The following is a 19234-nucleotide window of genomic DNA, read 5'->3' on the forward strand; positions in this document are numbered from 1 at the left end:
GAAATTAGAGATGATACTTTTAGCGTATTCTTTACTGTTAAAATCAGCTAAATCACTGGAACCAGAGACTTTAAGATATTCTATCGGGTATCAAGTCATGGCTAAATAATCAACTAGCAATTCGGGTAATAGTTATAGATAAAAGGATGGAGCCATGGCAGAGTGGTAATGCAACGGACTCGAAATCCGTCGAACCGTGTAAAGCGGTGCAGGGGTTCAAATCCCCTTGACTCCTTTCATTTCACCTTTTTGTTCGTTTTTATACGAATGTACTCCTTTTTCCTCCTGCGAACGAAAGCAGGAGGTTTTTTTTGACAAAACATCGCATGAGCAACCACTCACACGATGTTTTAAACGTTATTTATTCAAGCACTTCTCCATTGGTCGAAATGACTTTTTTATACCACTCAAATGAATCTTTCCGAGAACGATCCAGAGTACCATTGCCCGCATCATCCAGATCCACATAAATAAAGCCATACCGCTTACTCATCTCGCCCGTCGAAGCCGACACAAGATCAATACACCCCCACGGCGTGTACCCCATCAGATCAACTCCGTCTTCATTGACCGCAAGCTTCATCGCCTCAATGTGTTTTCTAAGATAAGCAATCCGATACCCATCATGAATCGCACCATCCACTTCAACGACATCCTTTGCTCCCAAGCCATTTTCAACCACGAAAACAGGTTTTTGATAGCGATAATAAAGCTCGTTGAGCGCAATGCGCAAGCCATCAGGATCAATCTGCCATCCCCAATCACTCGATTCCAAAAATGGATTTTTCACCCCTCCAACAAGATTTCCACGCGCAGCGCCACCTGCATCATTTACTTCATCTACACATGAAGACATGTAGTAGCTAAATCCCACATAATCAACAGGATATTTTGAAAGAAGCTCTAAATCTTCAACTGTCGTATCAAGTTTTTCCCAAGAAGTCCCATGTTCTTTTAAGAACCGATCGCGAAACGCTGGATATTTTCCTCGCACTTGAACATCCGCACAATAATAATTAAATCCTTGGTTTTGTAGCAAGTTTGCGACTTGATTGATCGGATTAGCATCCATAGCATAACTTGTTGCATAAATAATCATACATCCAATTTTCAAATCCGGATCAAGTTCATGTCCAATTTTGACCGCCTTACTACTTGCAACAAATTGATTGTGCCAAGCTTGAGCGATATGCGTGAAATCATTTGCCCCGTTACTTGGAACAAGACCTTGAGAAAGTGCAGGAAATTCATTTGCAGAATTTATTTCATTAAATGTCATCCAATACTTCACCCGATCGTGATACCGCGTCAAAACAACCTTTGCATAGCGTTCATAAAAATCAATCAGTGCCCGATTTTTCCACCCCCCATAATTTTTAACCAATCCAAGTGGCATCTCATAGTGCGAAATCGTGATAACAGGTTCGATATGATACTGAACACAAGTATCAATCAAACGATCATAAAATGCCAATCCTGCCTCATTAGGGGTTTGTTCATCTCCATTTGGAAAAATCCGTGACCACGCAATTGAAAAACGGTAGCATTTAAATCCCATTTCAGAAAAAAGTGCAAGATCTTCTTGAAAACGATCATAATGATCAATTCCCCGATGATTTGGATAGCGATACATTTTTTCATTCATTTCCCATTCAAAATCAGGATCACTTAATGTGCTCATTCTAATCTTTCCGCCCGGCATTACATCTGCAACAGAAAGTCCTTTCCCATCGCGATCAAATCCTCCTTCAAGCTGATTTGCTGCGGTTGCACCGCCCCACAAAAAGTGTTTTGGAAATTGTGTCATTTTTTAACTCCTTTTTTTCTATCTTTTGTTTTATTTTAATACCGTCATCAAATAGTCCCCATGTTGAACCTCTTTTTCCTCTGTGACAAAAAGGTCTTCAAGCTCATTTGTCACAACAACTGGAGTAATCAATGGGAGATTTTGTTGTTTGATATAATCCAAGTCAAAATCAATCAATTTTTGTCCTGCTTCAACAACGTCTCCTTGTTTGACATGGACAGTAAATCCCTTTCCTTCAAGTTTCACTGTATCCATCCCAATATGAATCAAAAGTTCTGTTCCATTTTCACTGACCAATCCAATCGCGTGATTCGTTGGCATGAGTGCCTGTACTGTTGCTTTGATTGGTGCATAAATATGTCCTTCTGAGGGTTCTATTGCAATTCCTTTACCAAAAGCTCCTGAGTTAAAAACAGGATCTGGTGTTTCAGAAAGAGCAACCACACGACCAGAAAGCGGACTTGCAAAAATTTCTTTGATTCCTCTTGATTCGTGCGTATCTCCCCCTTTCATCTGCGCCGGTGTTTCCGTCACAGGTGCTACATTTTCAGATGTTTCTCCTTCTTTTGAATAAAGCAGTGGCACTTTGATCATCATTGTAATCGCAAACGCAAGTACAAAAGCAAGAAGCGTCGTAAATACACTCACCAAGAGATTGCTCATCCCTTCTCCGACTTTGATATTGCTTAAATAACCAAAGATGCCAAGCCCACCAATCACATAGATCTTAAAGTTCATCAATCCACCGATCGCCGCCGTAATTCCTGCAACCACACAAGAAATCGCAAATGGGGTTTTCATTGGCAGTGTCACACCATAAATCGAAGGTTCTGTCACACCGAAGATCCCTGAGATGAACGCCGGAATAGAAAGTTCTCTCACTTTTTTCTCTTTTGTCTTAATCATAATCGCAAGTAAAGCACCGATCTGTGCAAAACTTGCAGTGAACGAAGAGGCAATGATCGGATCAAATCCTTTGGTTGCCACATTGTTCAAAGCGATAGGGACAAGTCCCCAATGCAACCCAAAGATCACCAAAATTTGCCAGAATCCACCAATAAGACCAGTAGCAAGCCAAGGCACACCATTATAAATCGTCAACAATAAATCCCCAACACCAGTCGCTGCCCAACTAAAGACAGGTCCGATCAATAAGACCGACAAAGGTACTGCAATCAAAAGTGTGACAAATGGCACAACAAACAATTTCACCGTCGTTGGAACGACTTTTTTCAACCATTTTTCAAGTTTTGAAGCAAACCATACTGCAAAAAGAATTGGAACAACGGTCGAATAATACGACATGATGATGACTGGAATTCCTAAAAAAGTATAATACACCTTCGTGGCGAAAATAGTACCACTAAATAAAGTATAAAGTGCATGACCCGTTGCTGGATTGACCAAACTTGGATAAAGCATTGCAGCAGCGAGTGCCATCGCTGTAAATTTATCCATCTTAAACTTTTTACTTGCAGAATAAGCAAGGAAAAATGGTAAAAATTGGAATAATCCATCCCCAGCAGCTTGAATGATAAGATACGTTCCCGTATCTTTCATCCCGACCACAGATAAAATCGCCGCAAGCCCTTTAAGCATACCAGCAGCAGCCAATGGTCCCAAGATTGGCGCAAATATTTTCGACATTAAATCAATAAATTTTGCGACGATTCCTTTTGGTGCATCATCGCTATCTTCTGTGCGATCCACTTCATTTTTTAGATGTCCTACTTTATTTACTGCATCAAAAACTTCTGGCACTTCGTTTCCGATCACGACCTGATATTGCCCACCAGATTTGACGACCGTCACAACACCTTCGCGTTGTTTCAAATAGTCATCATCCGCAATACTTTCATCCTTAAGTCTAAAGCGCAGTCGCGTGATGCAATGCACCAGACTCTCAACATTTTCTCGACCTCCCACATGCTCAAGAATATCTTGAGCAAGCGCATCGTAATTTTTAGCCATTTTTTCTCCTTTGATCCGCTAGGATTTTTTCTCCTCTATTTCATCAAATAAGCGCTGTATGTGTAGTGTCAGATAAGCAATCTCATCTGTATCTAAAGTTACTGATCGACTTTGCCTCAAATAATAAGTGATTTTTTCTACACATTGACTCGCGTGTGGATATTTGCGCTGCACTTGCTTAAATAAAAATTGGTCCTCAATCTGATTTGAAGCATTCCCATTTAAAATCCGCTGTCCTAAATAATGAAGATGTGTGACAAAGCGTTGAAATGAAAGAGAATCCTCATCATAATCAATATGATAATATAATCTTACAATCTTTAAAATATCATCAATCAAATGTGTAATCTCATACGTATTTCGATAGAGACTATTTTCTTGTCGTGCATTGACAAAGTGAAGCGCAATCGCAGCCGCTTCATCCTCGTGGAGCTTGACATCTAGGACCTGATTGATTTTTTGGACGTACTTTCTACTTAAAGCAAATTCTTTTGCATAAAACTTTCTCACCTCCCACGTCAGAGGATTTTTAATCTCAATCCCCTCACGCGTTCGTGTGATTGCATAATGGATGTGATCTGCTAATGAAACATAAAGACTGACAAAGTAAGTTTGATGAAACTCAGTCTCTGCTTCTTTGATCAGATCACTGATCAGATCGATCTCCTCAGAAGGCAGTTGTTCATAGATTTCTAAAAGCGAATCTCGCACACTTTTCTTCTGAAAAGAAAATACTTTTTGAATCATTGTTCCATCTACTGATTCTCCCGGTTTTTTCTTAAAACCGATCCCTTTTCCCATCACAAACTTCTCATGATGGTCATCATCTTCGACAAGTAAAGCGTTATTATTAAATATTTTTAAGATGCGCATCTTAAACACTCTCCTCCTTTTTCAAAATCACACGCAGTAATCAATAAATGGCCAATAAATCAATCAAAAAACCGAAACAAAACAAACACCCGAGTATTCCTCGTCGGTATCTTGTCTTATTTCGGTTTCGCCTGCATGATCAGTAACAATCCTACTTTGATTTAAGTTTATTATAGCACAAGTCCTATCGCTTTGCAAGCGCTATTATAAAAAATATTTTTTTATTTTCACTCCTAAAAAATCAAGCGGCAAAAAGAAAAAAGCGGTGGCTTTTTTCTTTTGAGATGCTTTTAGCTTAACTTTCTTCTTCTGTCTTTTTACGTTTCGTGGCATAGAGTGCGACCGCTGCGATGAACGCAGCCACAGAAATCCCACCAATCATCGCGAGTCCTTCGCCACCCGTATAGGGCAATGCAAACGGCGGGTCAACAGTAACCTGATCATGTGCAACAACCGTCTGCGTCAGCCCGTCCGCCGTCGTGTAGGTATAGGTCACGTCAAAGCTGTAAGTGCCCGGCTGATTAAGCTTGCCAGAAGCGATGGTAACCTTGCCCGTATTATCAGCCTTGATGTCCGTGAGCTGCAGGTTGGGTGTGATAGTGTTGCCCACGGGATCGACAGCTGACAGGTTCGACACCGTCCCTGCTGAGAGCGAGGCACCGCTATTGAGCCCCTGACCCTGAGTCCACGGGCTAGCATCCGCCACGACATTCACATCATTTTGACTGGAGTAGTTATCATTGCCGAAGTTGCTATTCATTTCAGTGCCCGTAACTGCCCCGTCAAGCGGCACTTCGGTATTAAAGCCATAAGCCCCGACCACCGTGATTTTTGCTGTCGCTGATGCCGATGCACCAGTGACAGGATCGACAAATTTGTAAGTCACTGTATAAACGCCTGGGTTTTTAATATTAGCAAAAGTAGCCGACATACCGTTGAATGGTCCTGTAATGGTAGGATTTTCAGCCTGATTATTGCTAGAATTACCACCACCAGGATTAAAATCATCATAGGTTGAATCTTGCGTTTGATTGGTCGATGTGGTAAATGAAACAAAGCCAGCACCAGCCCGAATAGTAGTGCCCGCAGCGACGATGATGTTTTTTGTCGTGATCGTCGGCTGAACAGCTTGGTAAAGCACAGCAAACTGGTCAACTCCACCACCACTTGTCGTGGTAAAGTCGTGCCGTCCGACGGGGGTATTATAAGGATAATCATAGTATTGATCATTATTATTTGCAAGTGCTGCTTCCATAGAAGCATATTTCGTCGTGGCAGTCAGCCCAGTCGTTGTAATCCCAGTCGTCTGGCTAATGTCCGATGTTGAGTTGGAATGACGGACACCGATAATCTTGTAGCCTGGAATATTCAAACTTGAATTCGGCGTCGTCGTCGTAGGGAAAGCATTTGACCCTGAAACACTCTTCATACTCGCATAAGTCTGCCCTTGAGAAGCAATGAAGCCATAGGGCTGGTTGATTGAGTTGCCTGTTAGAGTCCCTGAGTAAAGCCCTCCGTTGGTACTACTTCCCCCAAAAGCCTTATAGGTGCCTGCTGCGACTGAACCGCTCGCTTGTTTAAGTGTTACACCTAGAGTCGCTGTGGCACCGCCATCGGTCGTTGTTTCAAGGAAAACTTTTGTTTGGGCTGCATTTGTATTAGCAATCGTCTGAGTACTGGTCGTTCCACCTGCTGAGGTCATCGTGTAAGTCGCCGTACCAGCTGTACCAGCAGTGATAGCCGTCGTCTGATAACCTGAATACGGTGCTAAATAAAACTGGATTTTATCTGTACTGCTTGCAACGGTCACAGAAGATGTCGTTGGCGTTGTCGGTAAGCTCGTGTTTGAGTCCGTCAGTGCGACAGGTTTGCCACCCGCATAGCTGTAACCTACGATATAGTAGCCCAAAGGCGCCGTATAAACGACAGGCGTCACACTAGTGTTTGTAGTATCTTTCACGGTTACTTTTGCAGTACCCAGTGGATTTGGGACAGCTGTTAGGACATCCGTTTTGCTGATGGTCAGATTATCGCCGACATTTGCCGCTATCGTTGCTGTCGTTCCTGTGCCGTTGAGCGCATCATTGCCTGGCAATGCCCCTGTTGTGTTTGAGCCGGGTGTGCCATCAACGAAGGTAAAGCTGCCTGCGATGTTGGCTTGCTGGGCGTAGGTCACGGTAATCGTCGGTGTTGCAGACGTTGAAGCTGTCACGGCTGCCGAGACAGATTTGTAAGTATAGCCTGAAATCGTAGGCGCCGCATAATCATAAGTATTGCTATCGCTGATACTAGTTGCGCCTGGTGCAACCACACCGATAGTGTCGCCCACTTTGGCGTTTAGCATCGTCGCTGGAGCTGCATTGATAGGATTGCCATTGCTATCGACGTATTTGACATTGACGAGACCCGTGGGTGCATAAGCAGAGAAACTCGCATTCCAAACTTGCATTTGAGAGCCATAGTTTCCTGTGGAGCCCGCAACACCAAACTGCATCCCATTTTGCATCACGACACTTTGGCTAATTGTAGTGTTGTTGCCGAATGTTAGAGTGAGTATTCCTGTCGTTGTTGTGCCACCGACAGCTGTCGGTGTCCATGTAATCTTGACAGTTTCTCCACCTGATGGAATTGATACAGAATTATCTGTATTTGCCGTACCAATCGTGTTCTGATTAGCCGACGCATCTGTTTGCGACATCTGGATAGCTAGACTACTCGCACCTGTATAATAGTAATTTCTCCCTAAGAAAAACGAATTTTTAATCCCAGAAATAGCAGTATAGGTTGGTGAACCTGTTTGGCTTGTGCTTGTTGTCTGAGTGAAAGTTGTTCCTACTGGCACAAAATACGCCCCAAAGTAATTTCCTACGTTATTCAAAGGATTGAGCGTAGCATTAGGTGTTGCCTTAAAGCTCGCACTAAATGAGAAAGCTTGCGTCATATTAAGTGTCGGGTTAAATGTCGCCCATGAATTTTCTGCATCATATAAAGTAGCAGTGGGGTTGAGTAGTGACGTATGAGATGTAGAATTCTGTAGTGTTAAAGTCCCATTAACGGCAGACCAATTTGATCCTGTCTTACCAAGAGTAAACGAACCAGACAAACCAGTCCCAGATTGAGCGAAGACATTTTCAGTTAAAGTTGTATTGGCTGCAGTTGTATAATCCGTAGCACTATAGGCAGCTGCCACATCAGGTGTATTGAGCGGCAAGCCTGTCGTCGTGCCTTGACCAGGGGTCAAGGTCGCGGTGCTTGTGGTGGCTGCGTTTGCGATTTCGACTTTTGGGAGAAAGGCGAGGTTGCCGATAGGTGCGACAGTGCCTGCTGTGAGGGAGAGGACAGCTGCGCCGTAGATCCATTTTTTACCTGATTTCCACGTGCGAAAATGACCCGTTTTTGTTTCAAGCGGCACTTTTTTGCGTTTTACGTCATGGATGCTTCCACCGTGTTTTATGTCATGTATGGAGTGGCTCATCGCGCTGTCCCTTTCTTTGGTTTTTGATTTATTTTTGTGTGTTTGATTCTATGCGTTTTCTTCTTCGACGACACGATTTTTTCGGCGTAGGATGATCAAGCTAAAGCTCAAAAGAATCAATCCTACTGTCCCTAGCGCACTCACTTGATCTCCTGTTTTTGGCAAATAGCGATTCACGATTTGTGTGATCGGGTTGCTTGGGATTTTAGTGATTGGTTTTGGACGTGGTTTTGGTGGCGCTGGCTTTGGGTGTGGCGTTACGACAGGTGGCGTTTGTGAGACGACACTCGATTTTGGATAGACATAGAGTTGACTCATGTCACTTGAGCTTGTCGCATCCCATGCTGGTAGATGGATCAAGACAGGCTCACTCGGTGTCGTCAATCCTTTTTGAGGATTGGCAAGCTCTGTGAGGAGATACACGCCATCACTCAGTGTGAGACTGGCTTGACCTGTAGCGTCCGTCGTGATTTTTTGGCTTTTTCCCACAAGATGATAGGTTTCTTCGTGCTTTGGATCTATCGTATCAGCGCCATTTGCAGCGACTTCTTGGACTTCATACGAGATGTCAGAGACAACATGAAGTTCTTGACCTGTATTATCATAGATGGGGAGATGATTGATTTCTTGACCTGTGTTGATGGTTTGATTTTCTTGAAATCCTGTAGCGTTTTGACTCAGACCGTACTTGACGATGGTCAGCGTTTGCGTGTGTGTGTCGGCATCAACGCTCGTCGCACTTAGGCCTCCTATGAAAAGGAGGAGTACGATAAAGAGATTGATTGGTTTTACTTTCACGACTCCTCCTCTTTTAGAAAGTCTAAAAATTTTTTATTTTACTTGCTCTGACTTGATAAACTTCAGATGTTCAAATGCGGCATCTGACTGGAGGACGACTTGCATCTCCCGACGTTTGACTGGGATTTCAGGAGTGTGATGAGGCCCTTTGACATAGTCGTGTGCTTTTCCCTCGTACTGTCCGTCTAAGTTTGCGGTGACAAACTTCTCCCAATTTTCCGTTTGTTTATAATAAATCAGATATTTTAATCCTTTTTTGGCTTTTACAAACCGATAACTATTGATCACAGCGCCCTCAAGTGCTTGTGCTTGGTGCTGTGCTAGCTTTTTGCTGGTCGTCAGATAAAATCCTGCGCCAAACTCTCCTTGTACTTTTCCATCTGCTAAATGCGGCTGTTTCAGAACAACTTGTGCGACATGATAAAGTCTGCGTCTTTTTGCTAAAAGTAAGAGCAGACTTGTCAAAAGTGCAAGCAACGCAAGACTGCTCGATCCTGCCAGCACCCAAAAATCATAGCCAAACTTATTGCGACTAATCTTTTCTGAGGGAGTGACTTGTGTGAGCGGAATGCGTTTTCCAGTCACAAGAAGTCGTTTATTATTGATTCCTGTCGGATAGCAGGTGACCAACGTCGCGAGATCTTCGCCTTTGATGATACTTAGCGTTGAAACATCAGCAGGTTGTACGATTTTTGTGTTGATGACCTCATATTTTAGCTCAATGTTGAGTGTATGGATATAGAAAACATCTCCACTTTTGAGCTTGTCCAGATCTGTAAAAAGCGTATCATTGACCCGTCCAGAGTGTGCTGCAAGTACCGTGTGTGTATTGATGCCACCGATTGGCAGACTGGTTTGTTGCAGATGCCCAACCCCAATCGCAAGTGTGCTTTCAGCGTCCCCATGATAGATCGGCACGTCATTGACTTTGATCTGTGGGATGGAGATGTAGCCCATCATTCCTTTTTGGTCGATGTCAAGGGTTTGATTGTAATCAGGGATTTTTCCTGTAAACTTGATACCTTGACTTGCGTCATAGACATACTGATTGTAGAGTTTTGCATTGTAGAGTCTGGCATCATCTATGATTTGCTTGACTTTGGTTTGACTCGTTTTTTGAACTTCTTGATTAAACTTTTGCACCGAAGTGACGGCTTGTTTAGCAGCGAGATAGTTTGCAATGATTGGATATAAAAGCACTCCAAGCGCAATCAATAAAAACAAAGTCGATAAGCCCGTACGAATACGGTTGGAAGTACGAGATTTAGCAGATTTCTTCCTTTGCTCTTTTTTCATCACGCGCTCCTCTCATGGATTTCTTTGCTTTTTATCCCGCTTCAATCGTCAAAGTTAAGCTTGTTCTTCTTCATTATCACGACGACGACGGATCGCAAACGCAGCAAGTCCTGCAACCGTCGCAATAATGATGATTCCCGTCAATCCCTCACCTCCAGTGAATGGCAAAGCGAAAGGTTTGTTGTTGTAAATAACATTAGAGTTCGTCGTTCCACTACCATTCAAAGTTGTTGTTGATGTTTTTACTGCAAAGACATTTTCTGCATTGGATGCGTTTGGAAGAGCATAATTATTTGCGTTACCATCTGCTGTTCCTGGCGCTTTTACTTCGACAGCAAAGTAAGTGGTCGCATCAGAAGTATCTGTATCTGTATCTACTAAATTCAGACCTGTAAATGATCCCACACCATGGCTGTCTGTTGTTGTTGTAACAGCATTTCCTGTGCTATCCGTTACGAATTTTGCATTTGTAGATGTCGCATCTTTAAAGGCAGATCCAGCTTGAGCTGTATTATTAAAGAGACTTGCGTTAGCTTTTACTAAATCTTGTGCATCAGTTGCTGTTTTTGCTTGGACGAGGACAAACTCAGCACCTTGCAAAAGCGTTTGACTTCCAGTTGCTTCTTTTTCAAAGTCTGTTCCACCAACATTCAAGGTAGATGGAGTGATTCCTGTCGTAACGTTTGTTGAGAGATCTGTTCCATAAGCATTGACAATCGTTGTTGATGGACTATCTTTAAATTGACCAACTGCGGTATTTGAGACAGTCGTTGTATATTGAACATTGATGCCACCTGTTGTGCCATATTTTGTTCCTGTCCCATCTCCGCCAGCGATAAGATCTGCTGCTTTGATCTGACCTGCTGGTGTCAATGTTACTGTTGTTCCATCAGTACTGACTGTGTAGTCCGTACCAGCTGTCAAAGTACCAAGAACTTTACCTGTACTATCTGTGACATTGACTTTAGAAACTGTTTGTGCTCCTGTCGCAAATTGACTTGTTGGAATAGTATCTGTGATGACATATTTTCCAGCATTTGTCGTTGTTGTCGTGTTAGTGACTTGTGATTGATCAAATGTAGAGTTGACGTTCCAAGTGACCGTATCATTTGATCCAGCGGTGTTTGTGTTGCCGTTGACATCTTGTTTAGTGTACGCAACATCATCAGATCCCAATTTGCTATTTGAAATCGCATTAGGGTCTGTCACTGTATCAGAAGTATCTCCTTTTACTAAAACACTATCTGAAGCTGTATTAGATGAGCTAAGACTCAATTTAGGATATACATTGAGTGTTCCAGCGCTATTGTCCTCAGTATTGACCTGAATGATAAATGGAGCTACAGTACGCACACCACCAACCGTTGTGACTTGTGTGATGAGATAATAGCCGTCAGACAAACCTGAAATTGTCGCAAGGCCAGAACCATCTGTCGTTCCTGTTTTTGTTAGATCTCCAAGTGTGATGTTTGTTCCATCTGCTGAAACATTTGGTGTTCCATCATCGTTATACGTCACATTTGCTGGCGTCATGTCGCTTGCCTTACCCGTTGATGAGGTGATGCTGTACACGTCAAATGTAACATTTGACATCCCATAGACGCTACCATTTGCATCTGTGCTCACGCTCCCATTTACACCTGTTTTGGCGCTGCTATTTTGACCATCGCCGACTACACTTGTAGTGTTTCCAGACGTTTGGTCTGAGCCGTCATTATTACCAAAAGTGTTGGTTTGACCTGAGCCATATCCACCCGTTGGTGCTGCTTGTTCTGCGTAGATGGCGACATTTCCATCTGAGATTTGGTCGGTCGTGGCTTTGTTTGGTGTCGTTGCAGCGCTGACAACACTCAATCCAGAAGTTCCAAATACAGAAAGAGTAAGCAAAGTCATACTTGCTAGGGTGAATTTTTTGTTTAATGATTTACTCATTTGTTGTACCTCTTTTATTTTTTTAAAGGTCCGTAATATTTTGTACTGTTTTGGATTCATTCCACTACATGACCTGTAATTATCTTACTTCATTTTTTATAAATTACAAGTGTAATGTTCGCTCTTTTTCATTTAATTTTTGCTCTTGCTCTTGCTCTTGCTCTTGCTCTTGCTCTTGCTCTTGCTCTTGCTCTTGCTCTTGCTCTTGCTCTTGCTCTTGCTCTTGGCGCTTTTGTGGGGGATATAAATAAAAAAAATACGTGTGATGCGTGATTTAAAAGAGACTATTTTCATAAATTAATGTATAATATGGCATGATGAAAAAAAAGATAATAAAATGGGTCATTGGAATTCTTATTGTATTGCTTGTGGTTGATGGTGGGGCCACGCTTTATTTTTACAATGTCGCTGCGATCCGAAGTAGTGCTGCTGTGAAGCAGGTTTCAAAAAAAAGTCCCAATCATGCGCTCGTCGTGCAATTTGATCAACTGAAAAAAACGAAAAAGACCCTCACAACTGACGGTCTGAAACTTGATGCTTGGTATGTCGCTGCCGATCAGCCCACTCATAAAACGGTCGTGATTGTTCATGGGTTTAGACAAGATAAATCAGCCATGCGCCAATACGGTGAATTATTTCATCAACTTGGGTACAATGTTTTGATGCCTGATAATCGCGGTGCTGGTGCTTCTCAAGGGAAGTTTATCAGCTATGGATATTATGATAAGACAGATGTCATTGCATGGACTAAACAACTCACAAAAGAAGATCCCACAAGCGATATCACACTCTTTGGACTGTCAATGGGTGCTGCAACGGTCATGATGGCCAGTGGTCAAAAAAGCTTACCTTCATCGGTGAGCAGTATCATCGAAGATTGTGGGTATAGCGGCGTCTGGGATGAAATCACCTATCAAGCGAAAGCTTCATATCATATTCCTGCTTTTCCGTTGGTTTATAGCGTTTCTTTAGAAAATAAAATCCGTCAGGGCTGGTTTTTCCAAGAAGCAAAATCTACTACTGCTCTGGCAAAAGATCATTTGCCAATCTTACTTATTCACGGTAGTGCAGATACATATGTCCCTACAAAGATGGTCTATGAAAACTACAAGGCTGTGAAATCTGGTACTCCAAAGTCCTTACTTATTGTCAAAGGTGCTGCTCATGCGAAGTCTTTTGAAACGAATCCAAAACTCTATCGCACGACTGTCAGTGCATTTATGAATCACTATAATCCACTTCATTAATGTTCTGTAAAGCTTGCAAAAAATGAGAATAAATGGTACGATATTGAAGTACTGTTTTGCGGTGGTGGCGGAATTGGCAGACGCGCAGGATTAAGGATCCTGTGGCCGCTTTAGGCTGTAAGGGTTCAAGTCCCTTCCACCGCATCATTAAAAGGGCTTTGTGTTTGTAAAGCTCTTTTTTCTTTGATTAAAAAAGAGGAATGATAGATCATTCCTCTTTTTTTTGATTTTCGCCATAGACTTCAATGTTAAATCCTGTGATTGTCAATCCACTTGCGGAGCGTGCAGCGTCAAGTAATGGATGTAGATCAAAATTATCTGCATCTAAGATTTCACCTGTTGTTTTATTGATGATATGATAATGTGGCTCGCCATAATAGTCGTAACGTCTGGTGAGTCCATCTCCCATCACAATCACTAATTTGCTGGCAATTAATTTTTCTAATGTATTATATACCGTGGCAAGACTAATCTCTGGAAATGCTTCGTGAATCTCCTCTGCCGTCGGGTGAGTGTGGCAATGGATAAGATAGTCTAAGATAGATAAACGCTGTGCTGTTGCTTTTAGTCCATGTGTTTTTAATAATTCTTTTAAGTCAACAGTCATCTCCATCACCTCTTTCTATTTTTTTTTAATCCTTGTAAAAGTGCTATTTTAGGAGGATTAGACCTTTTTACATTATATCATTTCCTCATCATCATTTCAAATTAATTGCTATTTGTTTAGAATTGTTCTAAAATAGAACTATGAGATTAGAATGATTCTAATAAAGGAGCAAATAATGAAGAAGAAAAGTAATTTTTCACAATATAATAATATCATCAGAGCAAGTATTATGGGAGCAAATGATGGCATCATTTCGATTGCGGGGATTGTCGTTGGGGTTGCTGGGGCAACAACAAATATGGGAACCATCCTTTTAGCTGGTCTTGCAGGAACATTAGCTGGGACGGTCAGTATGGCGATGGGAGAGTATGTTTCTGTGAGTTCACAGAGAGATTCTCAAAAAAAGATTGTTGAAGATCAGACAAAAGCTTTAAAAGAAGATTTTCAAAAAGAATTTGATGCGGTCTATCAAAACTATCGAGACATGGGAATTTCTGAGCCATTGGCGCTCAAAGCAACCAATGAGATGATGAATAAGGATGCGCTGGGGACTACTGTTAGAGAACGGTTTGGTTTTACGCTCGGTCAGGAATTAGATGCACGAGCTGCAGCGATTGCTTCAATGCTTTCTTTTCCGGCAGGTGCACTTTTACCCATGCTTGCGATCTCTTGTGCGCCGACTGCTTTAAAAGAGGGACTTACTTTTATCACTGTCGTCATCGCACTTGCGCTTACGGGTTATGGTGCGGCAAGTTTTAATGGTGCAGATAAGAAACATGCGGCACTAAGAAATATCATTTCAGGGATTTTGACGATGGTTGTGACGTATGTTGTTGGGATGATTTTTAGAGGGGAAGGTTTTTAATGGCAAATAAAAAACACATGACGATGGATGAAAAATTAAATAGTATTCGTGCAGGTGTATTGGGATCAAATGATGGGATTTTGACTGTTGTCGGTGTCATGTTTTCGGTCTCTGCGGCTTCTGGAAGTGCTTTTGCTCTCTTTATCGCGGCATTGTCTAATCTGATCTCTGGAGCCTTTTCTATGGCTTCTGGGGAATATGCCAGTGTCAGCTCGCAGTCTGATAGTGAGAAAGTTGTTGTTGAAAGAGAAAAACAATTATTAAAGACTGATTTTGAAGGGCAACAACGCGATGTGACGGATTTTTATATTCAAAAGGGAATTTCTCAAGCGACTGCGGCTCAGATTTCAAGAGAATTGCTTGCTAAAAAACCACTGGAGACGGTATTGTCTGTCAAATATGATATTACACTTGGACATTATATGAATCCTTGGCAGGCGGCTTATTCTTCTTTGATTTGTTTTACGATTGGCGGACTTTTTCCTTTATTGGCGATGATTTTCATCAAAGGACCGTATCAATTTCCTATCACTATTGCATCTACCACAGTTGCGCTTGCCTTTACTGGATTGATTAGTTCAAAATTATCCAATGGTTTTGTCAAAAAAGCGATCTGGCGTAATATTATCATTGGAATAATCACGATTTTTATCCACTATGGTTTAGGTAAAATCTTTAGTTAATCTTTTTCACATTAAAAAGAGCAGTGATGAGGTCACGCTCTTTTTTTTCTTTTTTTATCTGTTCCTTAAGCCCATCTGAGCTTTATTACTTCTCCGCTATTGAAAGTGTGGAGTTTTCCGTAATCATCTTGAATCACAAGTCCGCCATCGTCTTTGATTTGTTTTGCTGTGCCAAAAACTGAGGTATTTCCGAGTTGTAGGGTCACTTTTTTGTCTAAGATAAGCGAGCGCTTGCGATATTCTTTTAGTAAGTCTGGTGCGGTATAATTGACCGCAGTTTTCGTGATGTGCTGAATCAATGCTGCGGCAAGTTGGTTGCGATCAACTTTTATCGTTGGATCAATTGCTTGTGCAATTTGGCCTAAATCTTCTGGAAAATCTTGTGTGGACAAGTTGATTCCAACCCCTAGAATAAAATGAGCTGCAGTGCTTGATTCTAAATCAAGGACTGCTTCAGTAATGATTCCTGCTACTTTATGTTGATCTAAATAGACATCATTGACCCATTTGAGTTGGAATTTTTTTTCCGGATAAAATTGCTCAAGTACTCTTGCAATTACAACTGAGATACTGGTTGTCAATAATCCTACTTGAAAGAGTTGATGATCCGGATTTGGAAGGATGATACTGAGGTAAAGTCCCGTTTGTGCTGGTGAATAAAAAGAACGTCCTCGTCTTCCATAGCCTTTTGTTTGATGATCCGCTAGAAAAATAACAGGGGATGAGATGGTATGCGTACTGAGGTATTGTTTTGCCATATCCTGAGTGGATGTGGTTTCTTTGAATACGATAATCTTGTTTTCAAAATGGTGGTCACTGTAAAAATCTATTGTATCTACATCTAAAAATGGATTGCCGCTATAACGATAGCCCAAGTTTTTTCGACTTAAAATATCATTTCCTTGACGTTTCAAGCTATTGATGGCTTTCCAAATGCTTTCTCTGCTGACACCGATTTGGCTAGCTAAATCATCCCCTGAAACCCATGTGTCTCGCTGTTTTAGAAGTTGTTTTAATACAAGATTTTTAGTTGAATTCATTATGCTTTCTTTCTATCGGTCCCATCAAGTCTAAGACTCTTTCTGAGACGTCTGATAATGATCACTGATAAAATTGCTTTGATCAGATCTCCTGGGATAAAAACTAAGTTGGAACTTAGTGAAGTTAAAATTGGAAGGTGTGTTTGCCATGAGAGCCAAAAAGAGCCGATGACATCAACGAAAAGGGCACCTGCGATAATGACAACGCTCAACTCAAACCACCACGGATTTGAGAGACGCGCGCTTCTTTTTTCTAGGAAAAATCCTATCAAAAGAGGGACAAATAGCCAAGCGATCAAGTATCCTCCCGTTGGTCCTAGAAAATGTGCTGCACCTCCTGCACCACCGGTCAATACCGGCACACCTAATAATACCAAAAATAGGAAAGAAAAGACAGAGGCTGTCCCGTATTTTGACCCAAGTAATTCACCTGACATCATAATTCCCATATTTTGTAAAACAATGGGAACTGGTATAAATCCAAGCGGGATGGCTGGGAAAAATCCTAATACAATGATAAAAGCGGTCATCATCGCTGAATAGGTGAGCATTTTAATTTTTTTGTTGTTCGTCACAAGAACTACTCCTCAAATATATTTTACAATAATCATTTTTATTGTATTTATAGCATAACAAATAGTAACCCATTAATCAAATATAAGGTCACTATTATTTTTGAGAAGATTCTTGTTTTTTGAATGATATTGCTTTGAATTATAAGAATAAAATGAGAAAATGAATTTAGAATTAAAAAACACGGAGGAAAGGATGTTCATATTAATCTCAATTTCACTTTCTTTGATTATTCTTATCGTAGGCACTTTCTTATTCAATAAAGGCGCACGCCCCAAAGTGCATCACGAACAAATTAATCATGAAGAGATGAAAGCCCTGAAAAAATGGGAAAATCGTCGTTTAAGTAAAAAATAATTTCTGTCAGTACTGACAGAAATTACACTGTTAAAAATTTTGAAATCTGTCAGTACTGACAGATTTTTAAATGCCTGTTTGGGCACAAAGCACCAGAACACGTTCTGGGTGGTGTTTTTTTAATGGATGATTTTGAAGTTATGGTTTACTGTTGCTTCAATCACAGGGTGCTTTTTTAGATATTCTGCAATGAGCTCTGTCATATCCACTGTAATTTCTTTTACAATTTTGCTGGCATCAAACATGTCGTAATTGCCACCACCTACGGCTCGATATTGATTTACCACTACATCTAATTGCTCCTGTGCTGTGATGGTGTGCCCCTCAAAAGTGAGTGCAACGATTCTATGTCCAATCGGCTGTGTCAAGTCAATGGTGTAATCAATCCCCTCGTACATGTCGTAGTTATAGTACTCTGGTTTTGGTGTGACAAAGCGTGGACTAAAAATTATGTCCCCTTGCTCATCTCGCTCTAAATGCTCTGCGGTACGCTCTAACGCTGCTTTTAAATCCGCTCCTGTAAGACGTAAGACGGCTAACGTATTAGGATAAATATAGTTTGTCAAAATAGAACGCATCGTAATCACCTGACCAAAACCACGGGCTTCATTATTAAATAGCGCTGTTCCAGATATTTTTGCTCCTGATGCTTCCATCTGAACTTTATTGATAAACTCAATATAGGGGTGCTCAGACACGCGCGCAAGCATTGGATTTTTTATTTGCATCTCTCCTGAAACTTGCCCCATTGGTGTGTCTAACCAATCTTCTGTTTCTTTACTGATGTCTGAGATGATAGATACAACTTCCTTAGAAGGTTCCATTGCACCAGTTTCGTGAATTTGTGCTGTAGAATGGATAACCTTTTTGTCTTCATCTAGCTCTAGCTCAATCTCACCTACAAAAGCACCGCGATATCCTGGTTGAACGACTGGGACGCCTAGCACGTGCTGTGCAATTTCTCGGTGTTGGTGACCAGTGACAAACGCATCAATCCAGTGGCCACATTCTTTTAATAATTGGTACCCTTCGTTTTCTCCTGTCAGCGCTTCTGTTGGTTCTCCTGTGTTTAAATCGCGCTCAAATCCGCCATGATAAGCAACAACCACAACATCCGCAAGCTCATGAAGTTGAGGTAAGATTTTTTTAGCTGTTGTAACAACAGATTGAAACGTTAGATTTTTGATTGTTGCAGGCTGCTCCCAATGAGGAATGTATTGTGTTAAAAATCCTATGATTGCAATTTTAATGCCTTGTGTTTCAATGATTTTATACTCTGGTCCAAAAGCTGGGCTTCCAGATGCATTCAATACATTTGCTGCCAAAATGGGATAAGCTGCTTGGTCAACATAAGATTGGAGATAGTTCAATCCATAATTAAATTCGTGATTGCCAAGAAGCCCCACCTGATACCCTGACGCATTCGTGACTTCTACTAAATCATGCACGCCAGATTTTGATTTTTTAGCTAAATAATATGCTAAAGCAGAGCCTTGTAACAGATCCCCATTTTCTATTTTTAAAATGATATTCCCTTTTGACTGGGCAAGAAGGGTTCGTTCATCCATTTTTGATCTTGCTTTTGCCATTGAAAAAGGGAGATTCATATTTCTTTCTGTAAAATTTGTAGGAAGGACAAATCCATGCATGTCACTGGTTTCTAATATTGTAATCTTCACTTTTAATCTCCTTATCGTTAAAAAAGTCCCA

The 19234-nt window shown here is 41.4% G+C and carries 16 protein-coding genes, 2 tRNA genes and 1 pseudogene; 8 read left to right on the top strand and 11 right to left on the bottom strand.

Translation table 11 applies throughout. The annotated features are described in order from the left end of the window. Positions 1 to 109: pseudogene (locus tag GHI93_RS06485) on the top strand (IS982 family transposase); the annotation flags it as partial. 39 nt (positions 110 to 148) lie between these two features. Further along, a tRNA-Ser gene (locus tag GHI93_RS06490) sits at positions 149 to 235 on the top strand. 126 nt (positions 236 to 361) lie between these two features. Here the strand turns inward: GHI93_RS06490 and GHI93_RS06495 are convergent. The 7 genes from GHI93_RS06495 to GHI93_RS06525 form a co-directional block, all read right to left on the bottom strand. After that, positions 362 to 1807 (bottom strand): glycoside hydrolase family 1 protein, encoded by a 1446-nt coding sequence (locus GHI93_RS06495; protein WP_153496257.1) that lies wholly within the window; start codon positions 1805 to 1807, stop codon positions 362 to 364. Positions 1808 to 1837: 30 nt separating this feature from the next. After that, positions 1838 to 3778: a beta-glucoside-specific PTS transporter subunit IIABC gene (locus GHI93_RS06500; RefSeq protein ID WP_153496258.1), complete on the bottom strand. Its 1941-nt coding sequence runs from the start codon at positions 3776 to 3778 to the stop codon at positions 1838 to 1840. Between the two features lie 18 nt (positions 3779 to 3796). After that, on the bottom strand, positions 3797 to 4651 hold the full coding sequence (gene licT / locus GHI93_RS06505) for a BglG family transcription antiterminator LicT (RefSeq protein WP_153496259.1): 855 nt from the start codon (positions 4649 to 4651) through the stop codon (positions 3797 to 3799). A 295-nt stretch (positions 4652 to 4946) separates the two neighbouring features. Next, on the bottom strand, positions 4947 to 8126 hold the full coding sequence (locus tag GHI93_RS06510; protein WP_153496260.1) for a beta strand repeat-containing protein: 3180 nt from the start codon (positions 8124 to 8126) through the stop codon (positions 4947 to 4949). 48 nt (positions 8127 to 8174) lie between these two features. Further along, positions 8175 to 8924 (bottom strand): LPXTG cell wall anchor domain-containing protein, encoded by a 750-nt coding sequence (locus tag GHI93_RS13240; RefSeq protein WP_153496261.1) that lies wholly within the window; start codon positions 8922 to 8924, stop codon positions 8175 to 8177. Positions 8925 to 8957: 33 nt separating this feature from the next. Beyond that, positions 8958 to 10220, bottom strand: coding sequence for a class C sortase (locus tag GHI93_RS06520; protein WP_153496262.1), 1263 nt, complete (start codon positions 10218 to 10220; stop codon positions 8958 to 8960). A gap of 54 nt (positions 10221 to 10274) precedes the next feature. Next, the gene (locus GHI93_RS06525) at positions 10275 to 12152 is read right to left on the bottom strand and encodes an isopeptide-forming domain-containing protein (protein WP_153496263.1); all 1878 of its coding nucleotides are present in this window, start codon (positions 12150 to 12152) and stop codon (positions 10275 to 10277) included. 114 nt (positions 12153 to 12266) lie between these two features. On the opposite strand from GHI93_RS06525, the gene GHI93_RS06530 reads away from it, so the two are divergent. The 3 genes from GHI93_RS06530 (at position 12267) to GHI93_RS06540 (ending at position 13543) form a co-directional block, all read left to right on the top strand. Further along, a complete protein-coding gene (locus GHI93_RS06530; protein WP_153496264.1) occupies positions 12267 to 12425 on the top strand; it encodes a hypothetical protein in 159 nt (52 codons plus the stop codon). A 44-nt stretch (positions 12426 to 12469) separates the two neighbouring features. Continuing rightward, a complete protein-coding gene (locus GHI93_RS06535; protein WP_153496265.1) occupies positions 12470 to 13399 on the top strand; it encodes an alpha/beta hydrolase in 930 nt (309 codons plus the stop codon). 58 nt (positions 13400 to 13457) lie between these two features. Further along, positions 13458 to 13543: transfer RNA gene (locus GHI93_RS06540), tRNA-Leu, on the top strand. A gap of 64 nt (positions 13544 to 13607) precedes the next feature. Here GHI93_RS06540 and GHI93_RS06545 read toward each other — a convergent pair. Beyond that, positions 13608 to 14006, bottom strand: coding sequence for a Fur family transcriptional regulator (locus GHI93_RS06545; RefSeq protein WP_153496266.1), 399 nt, complete (start codon positions 14004 to 14006; stop codon positions 13608 to 13610). A 175-nt stretch (positions 14007 to 14181) separates the two neighbouring features. Here GHI93_RS06545 and GHI93_RS06550 point away from each other — a divergent pair, with 175 nt between their 5' ends. Together GHI93_RS06550 and GHI93_RS06555 are read left to right on the top strand one after the other, a co-directional pair. Next, positions 14182 to 14871, top strand: coding sequence for a VIT1/CCC1 transporter family protein (locus tag GHI93_RS06550; protein WP_153496267.1), 690 nt, complete (start codon positions 14182 to 14184; stop codon positions 14869 to 14871). Next, positions 14871 to 15554: a VIT1/CCC1 transporter family protein gene (locus tag GHI93_RS06555; RefSeq protein ID WP_153496268.1), complete on the top strand. Its 684-nt coding sequence runs from the start codon at positions 14871 to 14873 to the stop codon at positions 15552 to 15554. Before GHI93_RS06550 ends, GHI93_RS06555 begins: the two co-directional genes overlap by 1 nt. Before the next feature lie 65 nt (positions 15555 to 15619). Here GHI93_RS06555 and GHI93_RS06560 read toward each other — a convergent pair whose 3' ends face one another. Both GHI93_RS06560 and GHI93_RS06565 read right to left on the bottom strand, forming a co-directional pair. Further along, positions 15620 to 16594 carry a biotin--[acetyl-CoA-carboxylase] ligase gene (locus GHI93_RS06560; protein WP_153496269.1) on the bottom strand — a complete coding sequence of 325 codons (975 nt, stop codon included), beginning with the start codon at positions 16592 to 16594 and terminating at the stop codon, positions 15620 to 15622. Next, entirely contained in the window at positions 16594 to 17169 is a 576-nt protein-coding gene (locus tag GHI93_RS06565) for a biotin transporter BioY (protein ID WP_343030331.1), read from the bottom strand. Before GHI93_RS06565 ends, GHI93_RS06560 begins: the two co-directional genes overlap by 1 nt. Positions 17170 to 17362: 193 nt before the next feature. Between GHI93_RS06565 and GHI93_RS06570 the strand changes: the two genes are divergently transcribed. Then, positions 17363 to 17524, top strand: coding sequence for a hypothetical protein (locus tag GHI93_RS06570; RefSeq protein ID WP_211368883.1), 162 nt, complete (start codon positions 17363 to 17365; stop codon positions 17522 to 17524). Between the two features lie 119 nt (positions 17525 to 17643). On the opposite strand, the gene GHI93_RS06575 is transcribed toward GHI93_RS06570, so the two are convergent. Next, complete coding sequence (locus GHI93_RS06575; protein WP_343030332.1) at positions 17644 to 19203, bottom strand: bifunctional metallophosphatase/5'-nucleotidase; 1560 nt, start codon at positions 19201 to 19203, stop codon at positions 17644 to 17646. Positions 19204 to 19234 lie beyond the last annotated feature (31 nt).

It is taken from the genome of Lactococcus hircilactis (assembly GCF_009601015.1).
Taxonomy (GTDB): domain Bacteria; phylum Bacillota; class Bacilli; order Lactobacillales; family Streptococcaceae; genus Lactococcus; species Lactococcus hircilactis.

Excerpts from the sequence above, each read along its gene's own strand:
- GHI93_RS06495 (WP_153496257.1), bottom strand. The coding sequence starts at position 1,807 with ATGACACAATTTCCAAAACACTTTTTGTGGGGCGGTGCAACCGCAGCA.
- GHI93_RS06500 (WP_153496258.1), bottom strand. The coding sequence starts at position 3,778 with ATGGCTAAAAATTACGATGCGCTTGCTCAAGATATTCTTGAGCATGTG.
- licT (WP_153496259.1), bottom strand. The coding sequence starts at position 4,651 with ATGCGCATCTTAAAAATATTTAATAATAACGCTTTACTTGTCGAAGAT.
- GHI93_RS06510 (WP_153496260.1), bottom strand. The coding sequence starts at position 8,126 with ATGAGCCACTCCATACATGACATAAAACACGGTGGAAGCATCCATGAC.
- GHI93_RS06520 (WP_153496262.1), bottom strand. The coding sequence starts at position 10,220 with ATGAAAAAAGAGCAAAGGAAGAAATCTGCTAAATCTCGTACTTCCAAC.
- GHI93_RS06525 (WP_153496263.1), bottom strand. The coding sequence starts at position 12,152 with ATGAGTAAATCATTAAACAAAAAATTCACCCTAGCAAGTATGACTTTG.
- GHI93_RS06530 (WP_153496264.1), top strand. The coding sequence starts at position 12,267 with ATGTTCGCTCTTTTTCATTTAATTTTTGCTCTTGCTCTTGCTCTTGCT.
- GHI93_RS06535 (WP_153496265.1), top strand. The coding sequence starts at position 12,470 with ATGAAAAAAAAGATAATAAAATGGGTCATTGGAATTCTTATTGTATTG.
- GHI93_RS06545 (WP_153496266.1), bottom strand. The coding sequence starts at position 14,006 with ATGACTGTTGACTTAAAAGAATTATTAAAAACACATGGACTAAAAGCA.
- GHI93_RS06550 (WP_153496267.1), top strand. The coding sequence starts at position 14,182 with ATGAAGAAGAAAAGTAATTTTTCACAATATAATAATATCATCAGAGCA.
- GHI93_RS06555 (WP_153496268.1), top strand. The coding sequence starts at position 14,871 with ATGGCAAATAAAAAACACATGACGATGGATGAAAAATTAAATAGTATT.
- GHI93_RS06560 (WP_153496269.1), bottom strand. The coding sequence starts at position 16,594 with ATGAATTCAACTAAAAATCTTGTATTAAAACAACTTCTAAAACAGCGA.
- GHI93_RS06570 (WP_211368883.1), top strand. The coding sequence starts at position 17,363 with ATGTTCATATTAATCTCAATTTCACTTTCTTTGATTATTCTTATCGTA.